We start from the raw sequence: 21,043 nt of genomic DNA on the forward strand, positions 1-21,043 counted from the left end.
CGAGGCGACCTCGCAGCAGCTAACCCGCTTGTCAGCATCGCCAACGTTATTCGGCCGGGTGTCCAGAGGGCCGGAACCCTTTGGGGTCCCCCTCCGGGGGATTTAGGGGGCGGCTGCAGGTCCCGCAAGGGACGAAAAACGAGGCAACCTCGCAGCAGCTAACCCGCTTGTCAGCATCGCCAACGTTATTCGGCCGGGTGTCCAGAGGGCCGGAGCCCTTTTGGGTCCCCCTCCGGGGGATTTAGGGGCATCCCCCTTGACAGCCCCCATTCCCATCGCTACAATGATTGTTATATTGTGTCGATCCAGTGATGGGACCGCGTCGTTCAACCCGCACCAATTCAGAGAGGGATTCCTTGGCTGCAAGAATCCTCGGCGTGCATGAACGAACAGACTTCCCGGAGGACAATCGGTGAACCGCTAACGGACTGCATCAGTTCCGTTGCACATTAGCCGATCTGCGTAATCGGGCGTTAACCGGGTAAAGCGAATCAATGCCGTGCTTGCTGGCGGTCTGGATTCGAAATGTGGGTGGTACCACGGAAGCTTCGTTTATCGCAGCTCTCGTCCCTTTTGCCTTATCTTGATAAGGCAGGGGCGGGAGCTTTTTTGGCCTTATAGAGCGTAGAATCATCACACACGTATCTAGTCAAATAAGGTACAAGGGGAAGAGGGCTATCTGCCCGGAAGCCGGTGCAGCCGGGTTTTCCCCATCAGATGCAAATGAATTGGTATTTGCGAAGGAAGGGCCATTATAAGAAGGAGGGGTTAACGATGGGATTTCAGAAGCCGCCTGGAACGCAGGATTTTCTGCCTGGTTCTGTAGAGAGATGGCAATTTGTAGAGAGCAAAGCACGCGATATTTGCCGACGGTTTAATTTTCGGGAAATCCGTACACCGATTATTGAAGCGACGGAATTATTTCAACGGGGCGTGGGAGAAGCGACGGATATCGTAGAGAAAGAGATGTACACATTCACGGACCGCGGCAACCGCAGCATCACGCTCCGCCCGGAAGGTACCGCAGGCGCAGTACGGGCTTTTGTCGAGAACAAGCTGTATGGGGAACCGGATTTGACGAAGCTGTATTACATCGGCCCGATGTTCCGCTATGAACGCCAGCAGGCAGGCCGCTACCGCCAGTTTCACCAGTTCGGCGTAGAAGCGCTGGGTGCGGTTGATCCTGCTCTCGATGCGGAAGTCATTGCGCTGGGCTATATGTTCTATAAGGAAATTGGCCTTAGCGGAGTGACCGTGGAAATCAACTCCGTTGGAACGCCTGCTGTTCGTGCGGCATTTCGCGGTGAGCTGCTCGGCTTCCTGAATCCGATTCGCGAGCTGCTGTGCAAGGATTGCCAGGCCCGGATCGACCGCAATCCGCTGCGTGTGCTGGACTGCAAGGAGGATCAGCATCTTTTTGAAGGCGCCCCGTCCATTCTGGACAGTCTGGATGAGGAGAGCAGGACGCATTTTGAGGCCTTGCAGCGCAGCCTGACTGATATGGATATCCCGTTCACAATCAATTCCCGGCTTGTGCGCGGTCTTGATTATTACACGCTCACCGCCTTCGAATACAAGGCTGCAGGCATCGGCGCTATCGATACCATTGGCGGCGGCGGCCGCTATAATGGACTGGTTGCCGATATCGGCGGTCCTGATCAGCCGGGTGTCGGACTTGGACTTGGTTTGGAACGCGCAGTGATTTTGCTTGAAGCGCAGAATGTGGAGCATGAGAATTTGAACGGGGTCGATGTCTACCTGGTTGCGCTCGGCGAAGCGGCAGAACGCGAGCTGACGAAGGTGCTGCAGCAGCTGCGCCTGCGCGGCATTGCGGCAGAACGGGACTATCAGGGGCGGAAAATGAAGGCCCAGATGAAATCAGCGGACCGCCTGCACGTACGCTACACCGCGATACTGGGCGATGACGAGCTGGCCAAGGGCGAGATTGCTCTGAAGGATATGACAAGCGGCGAGCAGCGCTTCGTTCCGCTTGTCCGGCTGGCCGATGAAATTCTGGGGTAACGACAGTGATTTCTCAATGTACGATCCGGATTTGTGTATGGCCAAAAATACGAACACACTTTAAAAGGAGTCGACTCTAATCATGATGTTGAAAACTCATTCTTGCGGCTTGTTAACGAAAACGGAAGTAGGCCAGACCGTTACATTGAACGGCTGGGTACAGCGCCGGCGCGACCTCGGCGGCGTGTTGTTCATTGATCTTCGCGACCGTACAGGCATTGTGCAAATCGTCTTCAACCCGGATTTCTCCGGAGATGCGCTGGCTATTGCAGACCGCGCGCGCAATGAATATGTACTGGCTGTCAAAGGTCAGGTAGTCGAACGCGATGCGGAAACGGTCAACGCGAACATTGCAACAGGTGAAATTGAAATCCGCGTCACGGAAATCGAAATTATGAACGCGGCCAAAACGCCTCCATTCCCGATTGAGGATGGCGTGGAAGTGGATGAATCGGTCCGTTTGAAATACCGCTATCTGGATCTTCGCCGTCCGGAAATGCAAAGAACGCTTCAGCTTCGCTCCAAAGCCGCCAAAATATTCCGCGACTTCCTGGATGGAGAAGGCTTTATCGATGTGGAAACGCCGATCTTGACCAAAAGCACGCCGGAAGGCGCGCGTGATTATCTGGTGCCAAGCCGCGTACACGCCGGCGAATTCTTCGCGCTCCCGCAGTCGCCGCAAATCTTCAAGCAGCTTCTGATGGTCAGCGGACTTGAGCGTTATTACCAGATCGCCCGCTGCTTCCGCGATGAGGATCTGCGCGCCGACCGTCAGCCTGAATTTACGCAGGTGGACATAGAGACTTCCTTCCTGTCGCAGGAGCAGCTGCTTGAGCTGATGGAGAAGCTGGTTGTCCGGCTGCTTAAGGAAACCGTACAGGTCGACATTCATGCCCCTTTCCAGCAAATTACCTATGCCGATGCCATGAACAAATACGGCTCGGATAAGCCTGACCTGCGTTTCGGCCTGGAGATGGAAGATATCACAGATATCGTGAGCACCAGCGATGTTAAAGTATTCGCAAGCGTAGCGGCAAGCGGCGGCGTTGTGAAGGCGCTCAATGCCAAGGGCTGTGCCAGCTGGAGCCGCAAGGAGCTGGATGACCTCCAGCCGTTTGCATCGCGTTACGGCGGCAAAGGCCTGGCTTGGGTAACGGTCAAGGAAGGTGAATGGCGTGGACCGATCGTGAAATTTTTCAAGCCGGAGGAAATCGCTTCGCTTACCGAGCGTCTTGGCGTGGAAGAAGGCGACTTGCTGTTGTTCTCGGCCGATAAGAAGAAAGTGGTCGCCGATGTGCTTGGCAATTTGCGCCTGAAGATCGGCAAGGATCTGGGCCTGATTGATGAGTCGGCCTTCAAATTCGCTTGGGTTGTGGATTTCCCGCTGCTTGGCTGGGATGAAGATTCCAAACGTTTCGTGGCCGAACATCATCCGTTCACCCGTCCGAACGAGGAGGATCTGGCTTTGTTCGAGACGGATCCGGGTCAGATCCGCGCGCAAGCGTACGATCTGGTGCTCAATGGGTATGAAGTGGGCGGGGGCTCCATGCGTATTTACAAACGCGAGGTACAAGAGCTAATGTTCAAGGCGCTTGGCTTCTCTTCCGAAGAAGCGCATGAGAAGTTCGGCTTCCTGCTGGATGCGTTTGATTATGGAACGCCGCCGCACGGAGGAATCGCTTTTGGCTTCGACCGTCTGGTGATGCTGCTTTCCGGCCGTACCAATCTCCGCGAGACGATAGCATTTCCAAAAACGGCAAGCGCAACCGATCTGATGGTCGATGCCCCATCCGAGGTCGATTTGTCACAGCTGCAGCAGCTTCACATTCGCACGCTTCCCAAGCCGGTAAAGCAGACGGAAACCGCAGCAGCCGCTGCCGGAACGCCAGCTGAGTAGACTTGCGGGAAGGCTGCCCATTTAACATAGACCTCGTGTAAACAAGGACGGTTCGATCCCGGTACGGCTGGAGCGTCCCTCCGGTTCATCCGGCGGGATGCTTGCCTCTAAGACAGCAGTGTCGTACCGAGAGGCTGTCCTTGCTTATGCAGGACTTTAGGAGGTGCTTGTACCATATGCTACATCAATTTTCGCGTACGGAGCTTGCTATCGGCCCTGAGGGCCTTGAGATCATGAAGCGGAGCACTGTCGCCGTGCTTGGCATTGGGGGAGTAGGCTCCATTGCCGCAGAGGCGCTGGCCCGGACCGGTGTGGGCCGTATTATTCTGATTGACAAGGATGTTGTGGATATCACGAATATCAACCGGCAAATTCATGCGCTCACAACTACAGTGGGCCAGCCCAAGGCCGATCTCATGCGGGAGCGGATCAAGCTGATCAATCCGGATTGCGATGCAATTTCGCTCAGGATGTTTTATACCGAAGAGACCTATGAGAAGCTGTTCGAATATGAGCTGGATTATGTGGTCGACGCGTCCGACACCATTTCGTATAAAATCCATCTCATCAAGCAATGTCTGGAACGTAAAATTCCGATTATTTCAAGCATGGGCGCCGCCAACAAAATGGATCCGACGAAGTTCCAGGTGGCGGATATTTCCAAAACGTCCATGGATCCCATAGCCCGCGTCGTTCGCACGAAGCTGCGCAAGGACGGGATCAAAAAAGGCGTAAAGGTCGTGTTCTCGACAGAGGCGCCGCAGAAGCCGCGTGAGGATGTTACGCAGCGGATCGTGCCCGATAATGCGCCGGAAATTCGCAAGGCTCAGCAGCCGCCGGCCAGCAATGCATTTGTCCCTCCGGTGGCGGGTCTTATCATGGTTAGTGTCGTTGTTAAAGATTTGTTACAATCAGGAGGACAAACACCGTGAACGCAGCCTTAGTGAATAAATTACGTCTTTCTCTGGATATGCGGGCTTTGATTCTGGAGCCGCCTTCTCCTGATTATTTGGAGGAGCTGAGCGTCAGCGGGGAATCGGTCGCCTATGATCCCAAGCTGGCCGGCTCTTACGATTTTGTACTATTGTTTGCACCCAGTATTGCTGATTTGAATGAGCATACACCTATTGTCATGGAAGCGGCCAAAGATGACGGCATGGTCTGGATCTGCTATCCAAAAGGCACGTCCAAGATCAAGACGGATCTTAACCGCGACCGCGGCTGGAATGTGCTGAAATCGGCAGGCTGGGAAGGGGTATCGTTAGTTTCGCTTGATGATACCTGGACCGCTATGCGCTTCCGTTCACCGGTAAAACCCAAGCCCAAGAGTTCCGGCAAACGTCCGGCAAAGAAAAAGATCAGCGCTGCCCCTTCACAGGATACTCCGGCAGTGGACAAGCAGGAATAATCAAATACCGCGAATAAAGAACCGTTTCAGTGAAATCATGAGATATGATGACATTGAAGCGGTTTTTTTTGTGCATATCAACAAAAGTTGCCTTTGACAAACTTTTTTGTGGGTGTACAATGAAATGAGGAAACAATCCAAAAGCATTGGCATACATGTAGGGAGTAGATATTGGATGACATCGAGAGGTGAGGGCAAGATGAATGAATCAGCACCCGTTGTAAAAGAAACAGGCTGGCGGAATGAACGGGTTTCGTCATCGCTTCCGGAAGTATACCGTTCCATGAAAATACCGAAGAATGGATCATGGTTTCGTAAATTTCTTGCCTTTGCAGGTCCCGGCTACCTGGTGGCTGTCGGATATATGGACCCCGGCAACTGGGCAACGGATATAGCAGGCGGCTCCATGTTTGGATACACGCTGTTATCGGTTATTTTATTATCCAATCTCATGGCGATTTTACTGCAGGCGCTTGCCGGGAAGCTTGGAATTGTTACGGGCAGGGATTTGGCTCAGGCCTGTAAGGATCATTACAGCAAACCGGTTGCGATGATGCTGTGGGTTCTGTGTGAGCTCGCTATTGCCGCATGCGACTTGGCTGAAGTTATCGGTTCTGCGATCGCGCTCAACCTGCTGTTCGGTATTCCATTGATCGTCGGCATTATGATTACGGTCGTTGATGTTCTGCTTATTCTTTTGCTGCAAAATAAAGGTTTCCGATATATAGAAGCTCTAGTCATTACGCTGATTGTTACTATAGGGGGCTGTTTCCTGGTTGAATTATTTCTGTCAAAACCCGAAATCGGCGGCGTACTGAAAGGCTTCATCCCAAGCAGTGAAATTATTACCGACCCGAAAATGCTGTATATCGCTATTGGGATATTAGGCGCGACAGTCATGCCGCATAACCTGTATCTGCATTCTTCCATCGTCCAGACGCGCCAGTTTGAACAAACGACGCTGGGTAAACGTCAAGCCATCAAATATTCGACCTGGGATTCGACGATAGCCTTGTTTTTCGCACTGTTCATCAATGCGGCTATCCTGATCGTTGCCTCGGCGACCTTTCACACTTCGGGTAATACCGGCATCGCAGAGATTGATGATGCCTACCATATGCTGGCTCCGCTTCTGGGTACGACCGCCGCAAGCGTCTTGTTCGGAGTAGCGCTTCTGGCGGCAGGCCAGAACTCGACGCTGACGGGAACGCTGGCCGGTCAGATCGTGATGGAAGGCTTCCTGAATATTCGCCTCAAAGCTTGGCTGAGGCGCCTGATCACGCGGCTGATCGCCATCATTCCGGCTGTTATCGTGACCATGCTGTACGGTGAAGAAGGAACGATGGATCTTCTGATCCTGAGCCAGGTTATCCTGTCGCTTCAATTATCATTCGCCGTCATTCCGCTTGTTAAGTTCACAAGCGACAAGCTGAAGATGGGGGAGTTCGCCAATCCGCTATGGCTCAAAATTCTGGCATGGATTGTGGCGGTAGTGATCGCGGTATTGAATATTTACCTGCTCGTCCAGACTTTTCGTGGATAAGAGCCGGATATCGTAAATGTCAAAGCAAACGGCAGTTCTCCATTGATGCTGGCCCCCTTTTACAGGGGAGGCTCCATCACGGAGAGCTGTTTTTCATCCAAGGAAAGAATCTGACTTAAGCGCAGCCCTGTCAGATTGACTTAGTGAGATGCCTGCCGGGTAGCGAACATTTGTGCTTGTATGTTATGATGACAGTATTATACAGACATAGATGATTCCAGGGGCGAATCTTGCAAAGGTAGTGTTATGAATGGATTTATTCAATTATCAGGAAACGGCGGATTCCTCCAAAGCCAAGCTGTTGGCAGACAGGATGCGACCGCAAACCATCGACGAATATATCGGACAGGAACAGATAGTCGGCCGGGGCAAGCTGCTTCGGCGGGCAATCGAGGCGGATCAGGTATCCTCGATTCTGCTGTATGGACCGCCGGGCTGCGGCAAAACCACGCTAGCCCATATTATCTCCCGGAGAACACAAGGGGAGTTTGTCAAGCTGAATGCAGTGGATGCCACGGTCAAAGATGTTCGTGCGGTTATAGAGGAAGCCAGGCTGAACAAGTCCATGTATGGACGTAAAACCATTTTGTTTTTGGACGAGGTGCACCGCTTCAATTCCTCCAGGCAGGATGCCTTGCTGCCGGCCGTCGAGCAGGGCGTCATTGTATTCATAGGAGCAACGACGGAAAATCCGTTTCATTATGTGAACGGAGCGCTTTTGTCGAGATCCACCTTGTTTCAGCTGGAGGCACTGACCCGTGAGGATGCGCTTGAAGCGATGCGGCGGGCGCTGGCTGACAAGGAGAAGGGCCTGGGCTTTATGGATCTGCATGTAGAGGAAGAGGCGCTGCAGCATATTGCGAACAAGGCAGGGGGCGATATCCGAAGAGCGCTAAATGCCATCGAACTCGCAGCCGTAACAACGCCTTCGGAGCAGGATGGTTCCGTACGGATTACGCTTGAAGTGGCGGAAGAATCGATCCGGATGCCGAGCATCAGAGCGGATGAATCCACACAGTATGATGTGCTCTCGGCTTTCCACAAAAGCGTCAGGGGCTCCAGCGATGCGGCCCTCTTCTGGTTCCTGTATGCGGTCGAGAAGCTTGGAATGGACCCTATGACTTTCATCAGGCGGCTTATTGTCGCCTGCAGCGAAGATATCGGACTTGCCAATCCGCAGGCTATGGTGCAGGCGGTTACAGCTATGGATGCCTACCACAAGATCGGCTGGCCGGAGGCCAAATACAATATTGCGCAGGCCATTCTATTCGCGGTCGAGAGTCCCAAATCGAATGCTGCGGCGGTGGCCATCGGGAATGTCATGAATGCCATTGAGGCGGCAGGCTCGGCAGAAGTTCCGCTTCATCTGCGGGATGCCCATTACAGCGGGGCGCAGCAGCTTGGCCATGTCGGTTATCAATATCCGCATAATTTTCCCGGGCATTATGTCAAACAGCAGTATCTGCCTGATAAAATTCGCAATAAAACGTTTTACGAGGCTACGCAGCAGGGAATGGAAGATAAAATCAGACAGAATCAAGAGCGGCGAAATGGGCGTTAAACGACGAGTTTCTTTATAAAAGTAAGCAAGAGCAAGTAAAATGTGCATAAAGGTCAACCTTTACCGAATATTCATTACTATAGACTCGAAAATGACCACATGCAGCATTCACCACGTTTGACGTAAAGTTAGCATTCGACTAATCTTAGATTATAAACTTTTATTATAATTTTCATGGCCAGAAGGAGGTGCACCTGTCGTTGCTACCGTCGTTCCTTACAAGCGACAAGCGGCAGACAGGGAATCGTTGAATAGTGACCCGTTACCCATATTGTGGAGTGGTGTTTTGATTTTGTTGCTTGTCTTTTTGAATGGTTTTTTCGTAGCTGCCGAATTTGCAATGGTGAAGGTGAGAAGCAGCCGAATCGACACACTCGTACAAGACGGCAATCGCCGTGCGCGTTTTGCCTCGATGTTGACAAACAATCTGGATGCGTATTTGTCCGCTTGTCAGCTTGGCATTACGCTCGCTTCGCTCGGTCTCGGGTGGATTGGAGAACCGGCGCTCAAGCACTTTATTGAGCCGATTATGCTTAAGCTGGGCTCCAATGAGACGGTAATCTCTACGGTTTCATTTGCAATTGCATTCTCCATCATCACGTTTTTGCATATCGTGCTTGGTGAGCTTGCTCCAAAAACAATCGCCATTCGCAAGTCGGAAGATGTGACGATGTGGACTGCCATGCCGCTCATCGTATTCCGCAAAATTATGTTCCCCTTCATATGGTTCTTAAATGGCACTGCCAACTGGATGCTGACACGGATCGGTATTGAACCTGCTTCCGAGCACACCTTGGCGCATACGGAGGAAGAAATCCGTATCTTGATGAAGGAAAGCCACAAATCCGGTCTTATTGATAATACAGAGCTCGCACTCGTTGATAACATATTTGATTTTGCCGAGACGAATGCCAGAGAAATCATGATTCCCAGGACCGAGATGGTATGCTTGTATGCCAATTTCTCCTTTGATGACAATCAGGCAATCGCACTCAAGGAGATGCATACCAGATATCCCGTATGTGATGGTGACAAAGATAATATTATCGGTTTCGTGCATATTAAAGACATGCTGAAAGTGACGACGGCTCCGGGCATTTCGGATCTTCGCCAGATTACCCGCCCAATGACAACAGTGCCCGAATCCATGCAGATCAGTACTCTCTTAAAGCTGATGCAGAAGAAAAAGACGCAGATCGCCATCCTGATTGACGAATATGGCGGTACATCGGGACTTGTGACGCTGGAAGATATCATGGAGGAAATCGTCGGGGAAATTCAGGATGAATTCGATGAGGAACGTCCGGATGTTGAACGCAAGGATGAATATTCCCATTCCGTAAGCGGAATGATGCTGATTGAAGAAGTCAACAGCTACTTCGGCATCGATATTGAAAGCGATGATTATGATACGATAGGCGGATGGATGTATGCACAGATTGAGATACCGCCGACTCGCGATCAAATGGTGTATCACCCCGACGGCTATGAGTTTATCATTGAAGAAACAGATCATTTACGTGTATCGCGAATTTTAATTCGCAAACGATCGGAAGAAGCGTTTAATCCTGTACAGGAGCTTCAAGTCGATACCGGTTAATATAAAAAAATAAGGGATTGTCCCCGTCATGATGCATGATGGAGGCAATCCCTTTTTGGCTTTACAGCATTGACTCTGCGAACCAGAGGACGGCAGGAGGCTGCTTTAGGCTCATCTTCAAGACTTAATCCTGATGAACCTGGTCTATGGTGCCGCCGCCCAGACAGATATCGCCATCGTAAAATACGACGGCCTGTCCGGGGGTGATCGCTTTTTGCGGGCTGTCAAATACAACTTCACCGGTCAAGCCGTCACTGCTCAGCGTCAGGGTGACGCCTTGATCCGGCTGACGGTAACGGAATTTGGCGGTACAGCGGACAGTGCCCTCCGGCTTCACATTGGCGATCCAGTTGATACCTGTGGCGGTAAGCGAGTTTGAGTACAAGCTGGAATGCTTGTCTCCTTGTACGACATACAATATATTTTCGCTCAGATCCTTGGCTGCGACAAACCAGGGTTCTCCGTTTCCGGAGCCGCCGATGCCAAGTCCCTGACGCTGGCCCAAAGTGTAATACATCAAGCCATCATGACGGCCCTTCGTTTCGCCGCTTTCGATATCTACCATTATTCCAGGCTTGGCCGGCAGGTAACCGCTCAGAAACTCCTTGAAGTTGCGCTCCCCGATAAAACAAACACCGGTGCTGTCCTTCTTCTTGGCCGTTGCAAGCCCGAACTCCTCCGCAATTCTTCTCACTTCCGGTTTGGGCAGATGTCCGATTGGGAACATCGCTTTAGCCAGCTGCTGCTGGCTCAATGCATGCAGGAAATAGGTTTGATCTTTATTGCCATCGATACCGCGCAGCAGGCGCGATTCTCCATTGTCCAGCTGTTCAAGCCGTGCGTAATGACCCGTTGCCAAATAATTGGCGCCAAGATCCAGTGCTTTTTGAAGAAATTCACCGAATTTGATTTCACGGTTGCACATGACATCCGGATTCGGCGTGCGTCCGCGCCTGTATTCGTCCAGAAAATAAGCAAATACCTTATCCTGATAGGCTTGTTCAAAATTGACGGTATAATAAGGAATACCGATCTGATCGCAGACGCGCCTTACATCTTCGGCATCATCCTCTGCAGTGCAGTGGCCGAATTCGTCTGTATCATCCCAGTTCTTCATGAATATGCCGATCACATCATAGCCTTGCTGCTTGAGCAGTAGGGCAGTGACGGATGAATCCACACCGCCGGACATGCCGACAACTACGCGAATTTGACTGTTACTCACCCTTGATTCACCACCTTGATTATTACAATGAGCGGGTACATTCTGTTATATTGATAAGAAGGTTTGCTCATAAGTTTCTTTATTGTAGCATAATTTGATAAACTTTTTCATGAAGTAGTCAAGCTTTTTTCCCCTAAAGCGCATTTCGTATGTTAACATATATATGTTATGGGAATACCATGATTTAGAAGTGTATAGAACAACCTACCTTAAATACAGATATATTTCAAATGAAGAAGAGGTGTCGAAGTTGAAGATTTCAACTAAAGGACGTTACGGATTAACCATTATGATGGAGCTTTCCAATAAATTCGGGGAAGGCCCCACGTCACTGAAAAGTATTGCGGAGCGAAATAATTTATCGGAGCATTACCTGGAGCAGTTGATCGCGCCGCTGCGGAATGCGGGACTTGTCAAAAGCATCCGCGGCGCATACGGCGGCTATATTCTCTCCAAGGAACCGGAATCCATTACTTCAGGCGATGTGATCCGGATACTGGAAGGGCCGATTTCTCCGGTTGATTTTACAGAAGAAGACGACCCTGCCAAGCGGGATCTGTGGCTTCGCATCCGGGACAGCATAGCTGAGGTGCTAGATTCTACCACTCTTGCGGACCTGATCTCCTATAAAGAGAATGGTGAAATCGATTCATACATGTTTTATATCTAAGAATGAAAGATATGGTTTGACGGGATAATGTCAAGGCCCGAAAGGCCGGTAAGGGTGAAGGAACGATGGCTTTTATTTATTTGGATCACGCAGCAACAACACCTCTCCATCCCGAGGTGGCCAAGGCCATGATGGAGGTTTATACGGGTGAACCCGGCAACGCGTCGAGTATTCATCATTTTGGCCGTGCGGCGCGTCAGCGGCTCAATCATGCACGGGATATTATTGCATCAGCGGTGGGCTGCCAGCCTTCGGAGCTCGTTTTTACTTCCGGCGGCACGGAGAGCGACAATACCGCTATCACGGGTGCGGCAAGAGCAGGCAAGCTTAAAGGAAAAACACATATCATTACATCGGCAGTGGAGCATCATGCGGTGCTGCATACCTGCGAAGCATTAGTGAAGGAAGGATTTCAGTTAACCGTCCTTCCGGTCGATTCGGATGGCCGCGTATCTCCCCTGGATGTGGAGAAGGCGATCACTGCAGAGACAGCGCTTATTAGTGTGATGTATGCCAACAATGAAACCGGAACCGTACAGCCCATCGAGGAAATTGGCGAAATTGCCCATTCGCGAGGGGTTCTCTTTCATGTGGACGCCGTTCAGGCGCTTTCTTTGCTTCCGATCGATCTGAAGGGTATGCCGGTCGACTTGATGAGCTTCTCTGCCCATAAGATTAACGGACCGCAGGGAGTCGGGGCTTTGTATGTTTCCAAACGGACATCCATCATGCCTTTGCTATATGGCGGCTTACAGGAAAGAAAAAGGCGTGCAGGAACCGAAAATGTGGCCGGAATCGTAGGTTTCGCCAAATCGATTGAACATTCTGTGAATTCATGGCAGGAAAAGAAACTTTTTATGGACGAGCTTCGTTATAAATGGATAGATAGTATGCGCAGGATAGTCGGCTCTGAGCGATTGATCATTAATGGCCACGATACGCTGAGAGTACCGCATATTATTAATGTCAGCTTTATCGGTTTGAATACGGAGACGATGCTGATGAACCTGGATTTGGAGGGGATCGCAGCGTCAAGCGGCTCAGCCTGTACAGCGGGAGCACTCGAGCCGTCTCATGTGCTGGAAGCTATGGCTTTGCCGCCTGAGAGATTATCGTCTGCCGTGCGTTTCAGCTTTGGTTTGGGGAATACTTTGGAGGAACTTGAGATTGCGGCAAAAAAAGTTGAAACTTTTTACAACCGCATCCGTACTAATGCCTAGGAGGCCTCCAAACCCTTTGATCCGATTACAGCATATGATTGGACTTCCTGTTATTGAAGTCAGCAAAGGCAAGCATGTAGGCTATGTAAAAGACGTCTGGTTTAACGAACATTGGCAGCTTGATGGAATAGTGCTCGATGCCGGGAGGCGGTTCTTATCCGCCATGAAGACCGTGCGCTGGAGTGAGGTTCTGATCTGCGGCGGTGACGCCGTTCTCGTCATGAATGAGGCATCGGTCCGCAAGAAGGAAACCGTTGAAGTTCAGCGGACTTTTCACACAGGGCTTGTCCATTTGAAGGATTTGCCGATCGTTACGGACCTCGGCGAGCAGCTTGGCCGGGTATCGGATGTTTATTTTGAGGATTTACTGGGTACACAAATAGTAGGCTATGAGTTGACAGATGGGTTTATAGCGGATTTGATGGAAGGCCGCAAGTGGCTGCCCGCTCCGCGCGATGCTGATCTTGTCCTGCTCGGGGAAAATGCGATTATCGTTCCGGCCGGCATTGAGGCATTTATGGAGCCGGTCGCCGCTTCTGATTCGGATATAGGGAGAAATGAAACATGAGATGCCCAAACTGCAACTCGAAAGATATCGGGAAAATCGGATCCCACCAGTATTACTGCTGGGGGTGCTTCATTGAATTGACAGTCAATGGCGATAAAATGTCTGTCTTTCAAGTGGAAGAGGATGGCACGTTAAGCTCGCTCGACGATTTGTTTTTTGAAGAGGAAATTCCTCAGATTCATGCAAATTAATAAGGTTCTGCAAGAAGAAACGCCTGCGGACGCCCTATGGCGGCTCAGCGAGTTTCTTCCCACTGAACTTATAGAAATTTATCGATGTGAAACGATTATAAATTCTATAAGTTTTTTAAAAAGGCGGCCGAAAGCCCGTCTTTTTTTTGCGGATTTTTTTGGCTGAACCCGCCAATGCGGAGATTGGAATTAAACGGCATCCCGCAATTACAAAGGATGAATTCCCTGCCTTGTACATATACTGTACGGAAGAACGATTCTGGACAGGTTCCTAAGGGTCGTGCGGGGGGACGAGTATGGAGCGCTTTACTAACAACCGCTTTTTTGCTTGGCTCATATATCTGATTTTGGGGCTGATTTCTTTATATTTACTCCTGTTGGTGAAGCCGATCATCGTGCACATCTACGGATTTCTCAAAGCCGTTCTGGCTCCTTTTCTCATTGCCATGATTGTTTCGTACGTGTTGAATCCGATCGTGAATTTACTTAATGAACGGAAAGTGCCGAGAACGATGGCGGTGCTGCTGATTTACGCTGTGTTCTGTGCTTCGCTTACGGTAGTGCTTATCAATGCGATTCCGATGTTTCTGGAGCAGCTGCAGGAGCTTAATCAGCATATGCCGGATTTGACGATGCGTGCGCAGAGCCTGGTAAATGATTTGAACAATACATCATTTCTGCCGGAAAGCATCCGCAGCGGGATCAATAACTCGTTGTATAAGCTGGAAAAACAGTCATCCGATGCGATTTTTGATTTTGTCAATAATATCGGGGCGATGCTTAATGTCATCTTTATCGCATTCATTATCCCATTTCTGGCCTTTTATATTATGAAGGATTTCAATGTGTTCGAGCGCACGGTGCTGACTTATGTGCCCAGAACCCACCGCAACCATGCTGTAAGGCTTATCAAGGATATTGACAATGCGCTTGGCAGCTATATCCGTGGGCAATTTCTCGTTTGTCTGATTGTCGGCATTCTGGCCTATATCGGTTACTGGATCATTGGGATGCCCTATCCGCTGCTTCTTGCGAGCGTGGTGGCGATTACGAATATTATTCCTTATCTCGGACCGTTCTTCGGCGCGGCGCCGGCGCTAGTCATGGCATCCACCATATCGATGAAAATGGTGCTGATGGTCGTTATTGTCAATACCGCCTGCCAAATCCTTGAGAGCAATGTCGTTTCCCCCCAGGTCGTAGGCAGAACGCTGCATATGCATCCATTGTCGATTATTTTTGCCCTCCTGGTTGGGGGTGAACTGGCGGGCATGGTGGGGATGATTCTGGCGGTGCCGATTTTTGCGGCTCTGAAGGTTGTCGTTCAGCATATATTCGCCTATTATGTGCGTCGAAAGACCATTTGACAGCAGGCCTGCTGTGTCGCTATACTAAATGCAAATAAGTCAATTGCATGACTGCCAAAGCGTGGATGAAACTATAGTAGGCTGTAGCCCGCCAATCAGAGAAAGAATTTCTTCGCAGATTGCTTGCATGAAGAGCAATACTGCGTCGGCTGAGAGAATTCTATTGGCGAAGAACCGCTGAATGCTGGTTTCGGAGTGTGAAAGAACTTCACCGGTTGGGCCCGTTAACGCCCGCTTAAGGAGATTGCCCATATTGGGATTACCGGCCGGAAGAGATTTCTTCCCTGCTGGGGTTCGTGGCAATAACCAGGGTGGTACCGCGAATGATTCGTCCCTGTTTTTAGGGGGCGTTTTTTTTATTTTCAATTTATGATGGAGGTTGATTCTTTATGAAAGCCAGTGAGATCCGTTCCAAATGGCTCGCTTTCTTCGAAAGCAAAGGCCATAAAATCGAACCAAGCGCATCGCTTGTACCGCATAACGATCCTTCCCTATTGTGGATTAATGCCGGAATGGCCCCGCTTAAATCGTATTTCGACGGCCGTGTCATTCCGGATAATCCGAGAATCGCCAATTCCCAGAAATGCATCCGCACCAATGATATCGAGAATGTGGGCAAAACGCGCCGGCATCATACGTTTTTTGAGATGCTGGGCAACTTCTCGATCGGCGATTATTTCAAGGAAGAGGTTATAACCTGGGCCTGGGAATTTCTGACGAGCCCCGAGTGGATCGGCTTTGAGCCGGATCGCTTGTCGGTGACGGTATATCCCGAAGACGAGGAAGCCTTCCGTTATTGGAATGAGAAGATTGGTCTGCCTGTAGAGCGGATCTACAAGCTGGATGAGAACTTCTGGGATATCGGCGAGGGACCATGCGGTCCTTGTACGGAAATCTTCTATGACCGCGGGGACAAATACGGCGATCTGAGTGATCCCGAATGCTGGCCTGGCGGAGAGAATGAGCGATTTCTGGAAGTGTGGAACCTTGTTTTCTCACAATTCAACCATAACAAGGACGGCAGCTATACGCCGCTCCCGAACAAAAACATCGATACCGGCGCTGGTCTGGAACGCTTCGCATCGATCCTTCAGGATGTGGATTCCAATTTTGACACGGATCTGTTCCGTCCGATTATTAATCAGACCTGCCAGATTGCCGGCGATTCCGTTCGTTATGGGACCAATGTGGAGCATGACATCGCATTGAAGGTTATTGCCGATCACATCCGTACAGTTGCTTTTGCCGTAGGAGATGGCGTTCTTCCGTCAAATGAAGGACGCGGTTATATTATCCGCCGCTTGCTGCGCCGTGCGGTCCGCTATGGCAAATCGCTGGGCGTAGACCGGCCTTTCCTGCATGAACTGGTCGCAGTAGTAGGCAATATCATGGGTGTCTACTACCCCGAAGTTGTTGAGAAACGTGAATTCATCGAGAAGGTCATCCGCACGGAAGAGGAGCGTTTCCACGAAACGCTGTCGGATGGGCTTGCGCTGCTGGATGAACTCGTACGAACGGCCAAGACGGCCGGCCAGAAGGAAATCAACGGTCCGGATGCGTTCAAGCTGTATGATACCTACGGATTTCCGTTTGATTTGACCGAGGATTATGCATCAGAACAAGGCATGACGGTAGATCGCGAAGGCTTCGATTCAGCAATGGAAGCGCAGCGCGACAGGGCGAGGTCGGCGCGACAGGATACGGGCAGCATGAATGTGCAGGGCGGTCCGCTTGCGAATTTCACCGAGAAATCGGAATTCATCGGCTATGATGAGCTGACAGCCGAAGGGGCAACGGTGATTGCCATCGTCAGCGGCCAGGAGTCGGTAAGCGAGGCCGGTGAAGGCAGCCGCGTTCTTGTGCTGCTGGACCAAACGCCTTTCTATGCAGAAAGCGGAGGACAGGTCGGCGACCATGGCATGATTACCGGAAGCGACTTTACGCTGATTGTCGAGGATGTTACCAAAGCGCCGCATGGACAACCGGTTCATCACGCCCTCGTTACAAGCGGAACGCTGCGTGTCGGCGATCGTGTTCAAGCCGCTGTCAGCAGACAAACGCGTGAAGCGACCATTAAGAATCACACCGCAACTCATTTGCTGCACCGCGCGCTTAAAGATGTTCTTGGCGAGCACGTCAATCAGGCGGGATCTCTCGTCGAGCCGGAGCGCCTGCGCTTTGACTTCTCCCATTTCGGCAGCATCAGCGCCGAGGAGCTGAGCGATATTGAACGCCGTGTTAATGAACAAATCTGGATCGGAACGCCGCTGCAGATCGATTATAAATCGCTGGCTGAAGCCAGGGCAATGGGAGCTATGGCACTCTTCGGCGAGAAGTATGGCGATGTCGTGCGTGTCGTGCGCGTCGGAGAATACAGTCTTGAACTATGCGGCGGCTGTCATGTTGCCAATACCGCGCAGATTGGGCTGTTCAAGCTGGTGGGCGAAAGCGGAATCGGCTCAGGTGTACGCCGGATCGAAGCGGTTACCGGCCGCCATGCATATTTATATGTAGAGAGCCAGCTGGATCTGCTCAAGCAATCTGCCGGATTGCTGAAATCGAATATGAATGAAGTGCCAAGACGGATTGAAGCATTGAATGCGCAAGTGAAGGAGCTTGGCCGGGAAAATGAATCGCTTCAAAGCAAGCTTGGCCGCATTGAAGCAGGCTCTCTGGAATCGCAGGCGAAGACTGTGAACGGGGTTACGGTTTTGACCAGTCAGGTCAATGCGCCGTCCATGGATGCGCTGCGCGGCATTGTGGATGAGCTCAGAGCAAAGCTCGGCGAAGCCGTGATCGTTCTTGGAGCCGTTTCAGAGGACAAGGTTAATCTGGTGGCAGCGGTATCTCCTGCGCTTGTCAAACAGGGCTACAATGCCGGAAAAATCATTAAAGCGGCAGCGGCAGCTTGCGGCGGAGGCGGGGGCGGACGCCCTGATATGGCCCAGGCCGGCGGCAAAGATCCGTCTAAATTAGGAGAAGCGCTGCAAATTGCGCAAGAACTGGTTCTATCCCAGGGAAATGTGATATGATTAGCTATATTACCGTTTTTAAGCGACTTGGAAAGTGAGGTGCTGGCGATGAGTTCCATGGACAAGACAATGAAATTCGACGTGAAGGCGGAGGGACCCGAGACTTCTTCAGAAGAGATACTGCTGTCTGTTTACGATGCTCTGCAGGAGAAGGATTACAATCCGATCAACCAGATTGTCGGCTATCTGTTGTCCGGAGATCCCGCGTACATTCCGCGGCATAACAACGCCAGAAGTCTAATTCGCCGAAAAGAAAGAGACGAGCTTATTGAAGAACTCGTGCGCTCGTATTTAAGCAAGCATCGTACGTAATTTTCAATGAAAGAGGTCATCTGGCGTATGCGTCTTATGGGATTGGATTACGGCGACCGCAGAATCGGAGTTGCCGTCAGTGACGCATTCGGCTGGACTGCTCAAGGACTCGGTATTGTCGAGAAGCGTCGCGACAATAGTGAAATCAATGCGATTGAAAGTCTGGTCCGTGAGCATGAAGTAAGCGAAATTGTGGTCGGTTTACCGAAAAACATGAATGGAACCATCGGTCCGCGTGGCGAAATTTGCATCGCATTCGCACAAACATTGCAGCAAAAGCTAAATGTACCCGTTCACCTATGGGACGAACGTCTGACAACTGTCGCGGCAGAAAGAACCTTGCTCGAAGCGGATGTCAGCCGGAAGAAGCGAAAGTTAGTGGTGGACAAAATGGCGGCAGCGCTCATTTTGCAAAATTATCTCGATTCTAAAACGAAAAGGTGAGGGTAACGATGACAAAGGACGACATGCAGTACGAAGAGCCGGAAATCATCTACATTCCAGATGAAGAAGGCAACGAGGAAGAATTCGAGGTTGTCATGAAGTTTGAGGTAGACGGTTCCGATCAGAAATATATGATGGTTGTGCCATTGAATGCAGATTCCGACGAGGATTCGGAAGAAGCTGAAGAGGTTTACGCTTTCCGTTATGAAGAAGAAGGCGATGATTTGAAGCTGTATACGATCGAGGACGAAGAAGAGTGGAATATGGTTGAAGAAACCTTTAATACACTTCTTGCCGAGATCGAGGAGAGCGAAGGCTAAGAATTATTTTTTTCCTGAAGAAAGGTGTGCATAATTGGTGTCCACTGTCGAGAGAATTTCCGTCCTGAAGGCTGTTTACGGGCAGGAAGTCGAGTTGGTCGGCGAGGACGGACAGACAGAATCGCTGAGAATTGTAGCTGAGTTCCGTGTTGGCGGTTCAGACTATGCGGGTCTGCAATCCGCTCTCATGCGAAAGTCGGATGAAGTAGCATTCTTCCGAATTCTTACTGGCGGTTCAGAGCCGTCACTGGAGTCCATCGAGGATGATGAGGAATGGGAAGCTGCTGCAGAAGCTTATGACGACTTGTTGTTTGACGGGGATCAGCAGCCGTAGTATAGCCCAACTCACTTGGTTATCAAATTATGATAACTGAAACAATAAGAAGAAGATGGCAAAATTTCTTCACATAGATTAGATCAGGGATGATCAGCCGAAGCTGAAGCTGTCTCTGATGCTTCAAGGATGGGGGCGGCGCAAGGCCGTCCTTTTCCGCGATTTCATTATAATGGAGGATATATCCTTGGATCGATCAGACCAGCAGCCGGTGAGTGAGAAGCCGGTAAACAATAATAATCGCCCAGCAGGACCAAGGCGTGGACGAATAACCCTATGGGTCATACTTACACTGTTAGGCTTAATTATTGTTATAACAGCCAGTATTGCATTCTACATATGGAATGGCCTGCGCCCTGCCTCAAAAGGTGACGCCAAACAGATCGAGCTCAAAAAAGGAATGTCTCCGTTTAATTTTGCCGATACTCTCGAAGAAGAGGGGATTATTCGGAATGCCTTTCTTTTCAAATATTATCTGCGTTTCAAGGATGAAGGCCCGCGGTTTCAAGCTGGCGTATACGCCTTGAATCCCGGCATGGACAAGGATGCAATTATTGCTGCCTTGAATGCGGGAGCGATATTGGAGAAGGAAACGATCCGATTTACCATCCCGGAGGGCTTTACGATTGAACAAATCGCCGTTACCTTGAGCAAAGACGGCTATGTGGACCGGGAGGCATTCCTCAAGCTGGCTGATACCGAACAGACCTGGGGGGATGCTGAGGCTGTAAGGGATATCCCTAAGGACAGCAAGCAGATGAAGCATCGCCTGGAAGGGTACTTGTTCCCGGAGACTTACGAGATGGAGAAAGGCAGCGACGCAGAGGCGATCATTACCCGTATGCTGGGAGAGCTGGATCACAAGCTGGATTCGCTTCCGGAGAACTGGGAAGAGACGCTTGCCGAGCGTAAAATAGATTTTCATTCACTGATGACTATTGCTTCTCTGGTTGAGCGTGAGGTTGTGGTGGAGAAAGAACGGCCAATCGTGGCTGGAATTATCTATAACCGGATTGCCGAAGGCATGCCTCTGCAAATTGATGCTACCGTACAATATTCCCTTCCTGCACCCAAAGAACGGCTGCTGGAAGCGGATACCCAGGTGGATAGTCCCTATAATACGTACCGGATTAAAGGCCTGCCGCCAGGTCCGATTGCTTCGCCAAGCCTCAAATCGATTGAAGCTGCCCTGCTGCCGGAGAAAACGGATTATCTTTATTATGTGACCAAGAAAGACGGCAGCCATGAGCATTTGTTCGGCCGCACCCTGAAAGAGCATAATCAAAATATAGCCAAAAGCAATGAAACGGCGAAACAGGGAGGGTAGAC

General features: G+C 50.7%; 19 protein-coding genes. 18 read left to right on the forward strand and 1 reads right to left on the reverse strand.

Translation table 11 applies throughout. The features are described 5' to 3' along the window. Positions 1 to 774 precede the first annotated feature (774 nt). From hisS to AC0YOB_RS00035, 7 genes are all read left to right on the forward strand, one after another. The gene (gene hisS, locus AC0YOB_RS00005; RefSeq protein WP_475790997.1) at positions 775 to 2,022 is read left to right on the forward strand and encodes a histidine--tRNA ligase; all 1,248 of its coding nucleotides are present in this window, start codon (positions 775 to 777) and stop codon (positions 2,020 to 2,022) included. A gap of 82 nt (positions 2,023 to 2,104) precedes the next feature. Then, on the forward strand, positions 2,105 to 3,919 hold the full coding sequence (gene aspS, locus AC0YOB_RS00010; RefSeq protein WP_475790998.1) for an aspartate--tRNA ligase: 1,815 nt from the start codon (positions 2,105 to 2,107) through the stop codon (positions 3,917 to 3,919). A gap of 176 nt (positions 3,920 to 4,095) precedes the next feature. Further along, complete coding sequence (locus AC0YOB_RS00015; protein WP_210045688.1) at positions 4,096 to 4,851, forward strand: tRNA threonylcarbamoyladenosine dehydratase; 756 nt, start codon at positions 4,096 to 4,098, stop codon at positions 4,849 to 4,851. Continuing rightward, a complete protein-coding gene (locus AC0YOB_RS00020; protein ID WP_475790999.1) occupies positions 4,848 to 5,327 on the forward strand; it encodes a hypothetical protein in 480 nt (159 codons plus the stop codon). The genes AC0YOB_RS00015 and AC0YOB_RS00020 overlap by 4 nt, the downstream gene beginning before the upstream one ends. Positions 5,328 to 5,526: 199 nt before the next feature. Further along, the gene (locus tag AC0YOB_RS00025; protein ID WP_475792267.1) at positions 5,527 to 6,870 is read left to right on the forward strand and encodes an Nramp family divalent metal transporter; all 1,344 of its coding nucleotides are present in this window, start codon (positions 5,527 to 5,529) and stop codon (positions 6,868 to 6,870) included. A 250-nt stretch (positions 6,871 to 7,120) separates the two neighbouring features. Beyond that, positions 7,121 to 8,431 carry a replication-associated recombination protein A gene (locus tag AC0YOB_RS00030; protein ID WP_475791000.1) on the forward strand — a complete coding sequence of 437 codons (1,311 nt, stop codon included), beginning with the start codon at positions 7,121 to 7,123 and terminating at the stop codon, positions 8,429 to 8,431. A gap of 247 nt (positions 8,432 to 8,678) precedes the next feature. Then, positions 8,679 to 10,031, forward strand: a complete 1,353-nt coding sequence (locus AC0YOB_RS00035; protein ID WP_210045691.1) for a hemolysin family protein — start codon at positions 8,679 to 8,681, stop codon at positions 10,029 to 10,031. Between the two features lie 124 nt (positions 10,032 to 10,155). On the opposite strand, the gene mnmA is transcribed toward AC0YOB_RS00035, so the two are convergent. Then, complete coding sequence (mnmA, locus tag AC0YOB_RS00040; protein WP_475791001.1) at positions 10,156 to 11,256, reverse strand: tRNA 2-thiouridine(34) synthase MnmA; 1,101 nt, start codon at positions 11,254 to 11,256, stop codon at positions 10,156 to 10,158. 250 nt (positions 11,257 to 11,506) lie between these two features. Here mnmA and cymR point away from each other — a divergent pair, with 250 nt between their 5' ends. From cymR to mltG, 11 genes are all read left to right on the forward strand, one after another. Beyond that, positions 11,507 to 11,926, forward strand: a complete 420-nt coding sequence (gene cymR, locus AC0YOB_RS00045; RefSeq protein WP_210045693.1) for a cysteine metabolism transcriptional regulator CymR — start codon at positions 11,507 to 11,509, stop codon at positions 11,924 to 11,926. A 65-nt stretch (positions 11,927 to 11,991) separates the two neighbouring features. Then, positions 11,992 to 13,146, forward strand: coding sequence for a cysteine desulfurase family protein (locus AC0YOB_RS00050; protein WP_475791002.1), 1,155 nt, complete (start codon positions 11,992 to 11,994; stop codon positions 13,144 to 13,146). Between the two features lie 16 nt (positions 13,147 to 13,162). Next, the gene (locus AC0YOB_RS00055; RefSeq protein WP_210045695.1) at positions 13,163 to 13,714 is read left to right on the forward strand and encodes a PRC-barrel domain-containing protein; all 552 of its coding nucleotides are present in this window, start codon (positions 13,163 to 13,165) and stop codon (positions 13,712 to 13,714) included. Further along, positions 13,711 to 13,905 carry a hypothetical protein gene (locus AC0YOB_RS00060; protein WP_210045696.1) on the forward strand — a complete coding sequence of 65 codons (195 nt, stop codon included), beginning with the start codon at positions 13,711 to 13,713 and terminating at the stop codon, positions 13,903 to 13,905. Before AC0YOB_RS00055 ends, AC0YOB_RS00060 begins: the two co-directional genes overlap by 4 nt. 296 nt (positions 13,906 to 14,201) lie before the next feature. After that, a complete protein-coding gene (locus tag AC0YOB_RS00065; RefSeq protein WP_210045697.1) occupies positions 14,202 to 15,272 on the forward strand; it encodes an AI-2E family transporter in 1,071 nt (356 codons plus the stop codon). Positions 15,273 to 15,661: 389 nt separating this feature from the next. After that, entirely contained in the window at positions 15,662 to 18,304 is a 2,643-nt protein-coding gene (alaS, locus tag AC0YOB_RS00070; protein ID WP_475791003.1) for an alanine--tRNA ligase, read from the forward strand. 48 nt (positions 18,305 to 18,352) lie between these two features. After that, positions 18,353 to 18,616: an IreB family regulatory phosphoprotein gene (locus tag AC0YOB_RS00075; protein WP_210045699.1), complete on the forward strand. Its 264-nt coding sequence runs from the start codon at positions 18,353 to 18,355 to the stop codon at positions 18,614 to 18,616. A gap of 27 nt (positions 18,617 to 18,643) precedes the next feature. Further along, complete coding sequence (gene ruvX / locus AC0YOB_RS00080) at positions 18,644 to 19,060, forward strand: Holliday junction resolvase RuvX (protein ID WP_475765301.1); 417 nt, start codon at positions 18,644 to 18,646, stop codon at positions 19,058 to 19,060. Between the two features lie 8 nt (positions 19,061 to 19,068). After that, on the forward strand, positions 19,069 to 19,380 hold the full coding sequence (locus AC0YOB_RS00085) for a DUF1292 domain-containing protein (RefSeq protein ID WP_210045701.1): 312 nt from the start codon (positions 19,069 to 19,071) through the stop codon (positions 19,378 to 19,380). A 37-nt stretch (positions 19,381 to 19,417) separates the two neighbouring features. Continuing rightward, on the forward strand, positions 19,418 to 19,714 hold the full coding sequence (locus AC0YOB_RS00090) for a DUF1292 domain-containing protein (RefSeq protein ID WP_210045702.1): 297 nt from the start codon (positions 19,418 to 19,420) through the stop codon (positions 19,712 to 19,714). 187 nt (positions 19,715 to 19,901) lie between these two features. Beyond that, positions 19,902 to 21,041 (forward strand): endolytic transglycosylase MltG, encoded by a 1,140-nt coding sequence (mltG, locus tag AC0YOB_RS00095; protein ID WP_475791004.1) that lies wholly within the window; start codon positions 19,902 to 19,904, stop codon positions 21,039 to 21,041. Positions 21,042 to 21,043: the final 2 nt, after the last annotated feature.

The organism is Paenibacillus sp. JT31N17 (assembly GCF_056269255.1).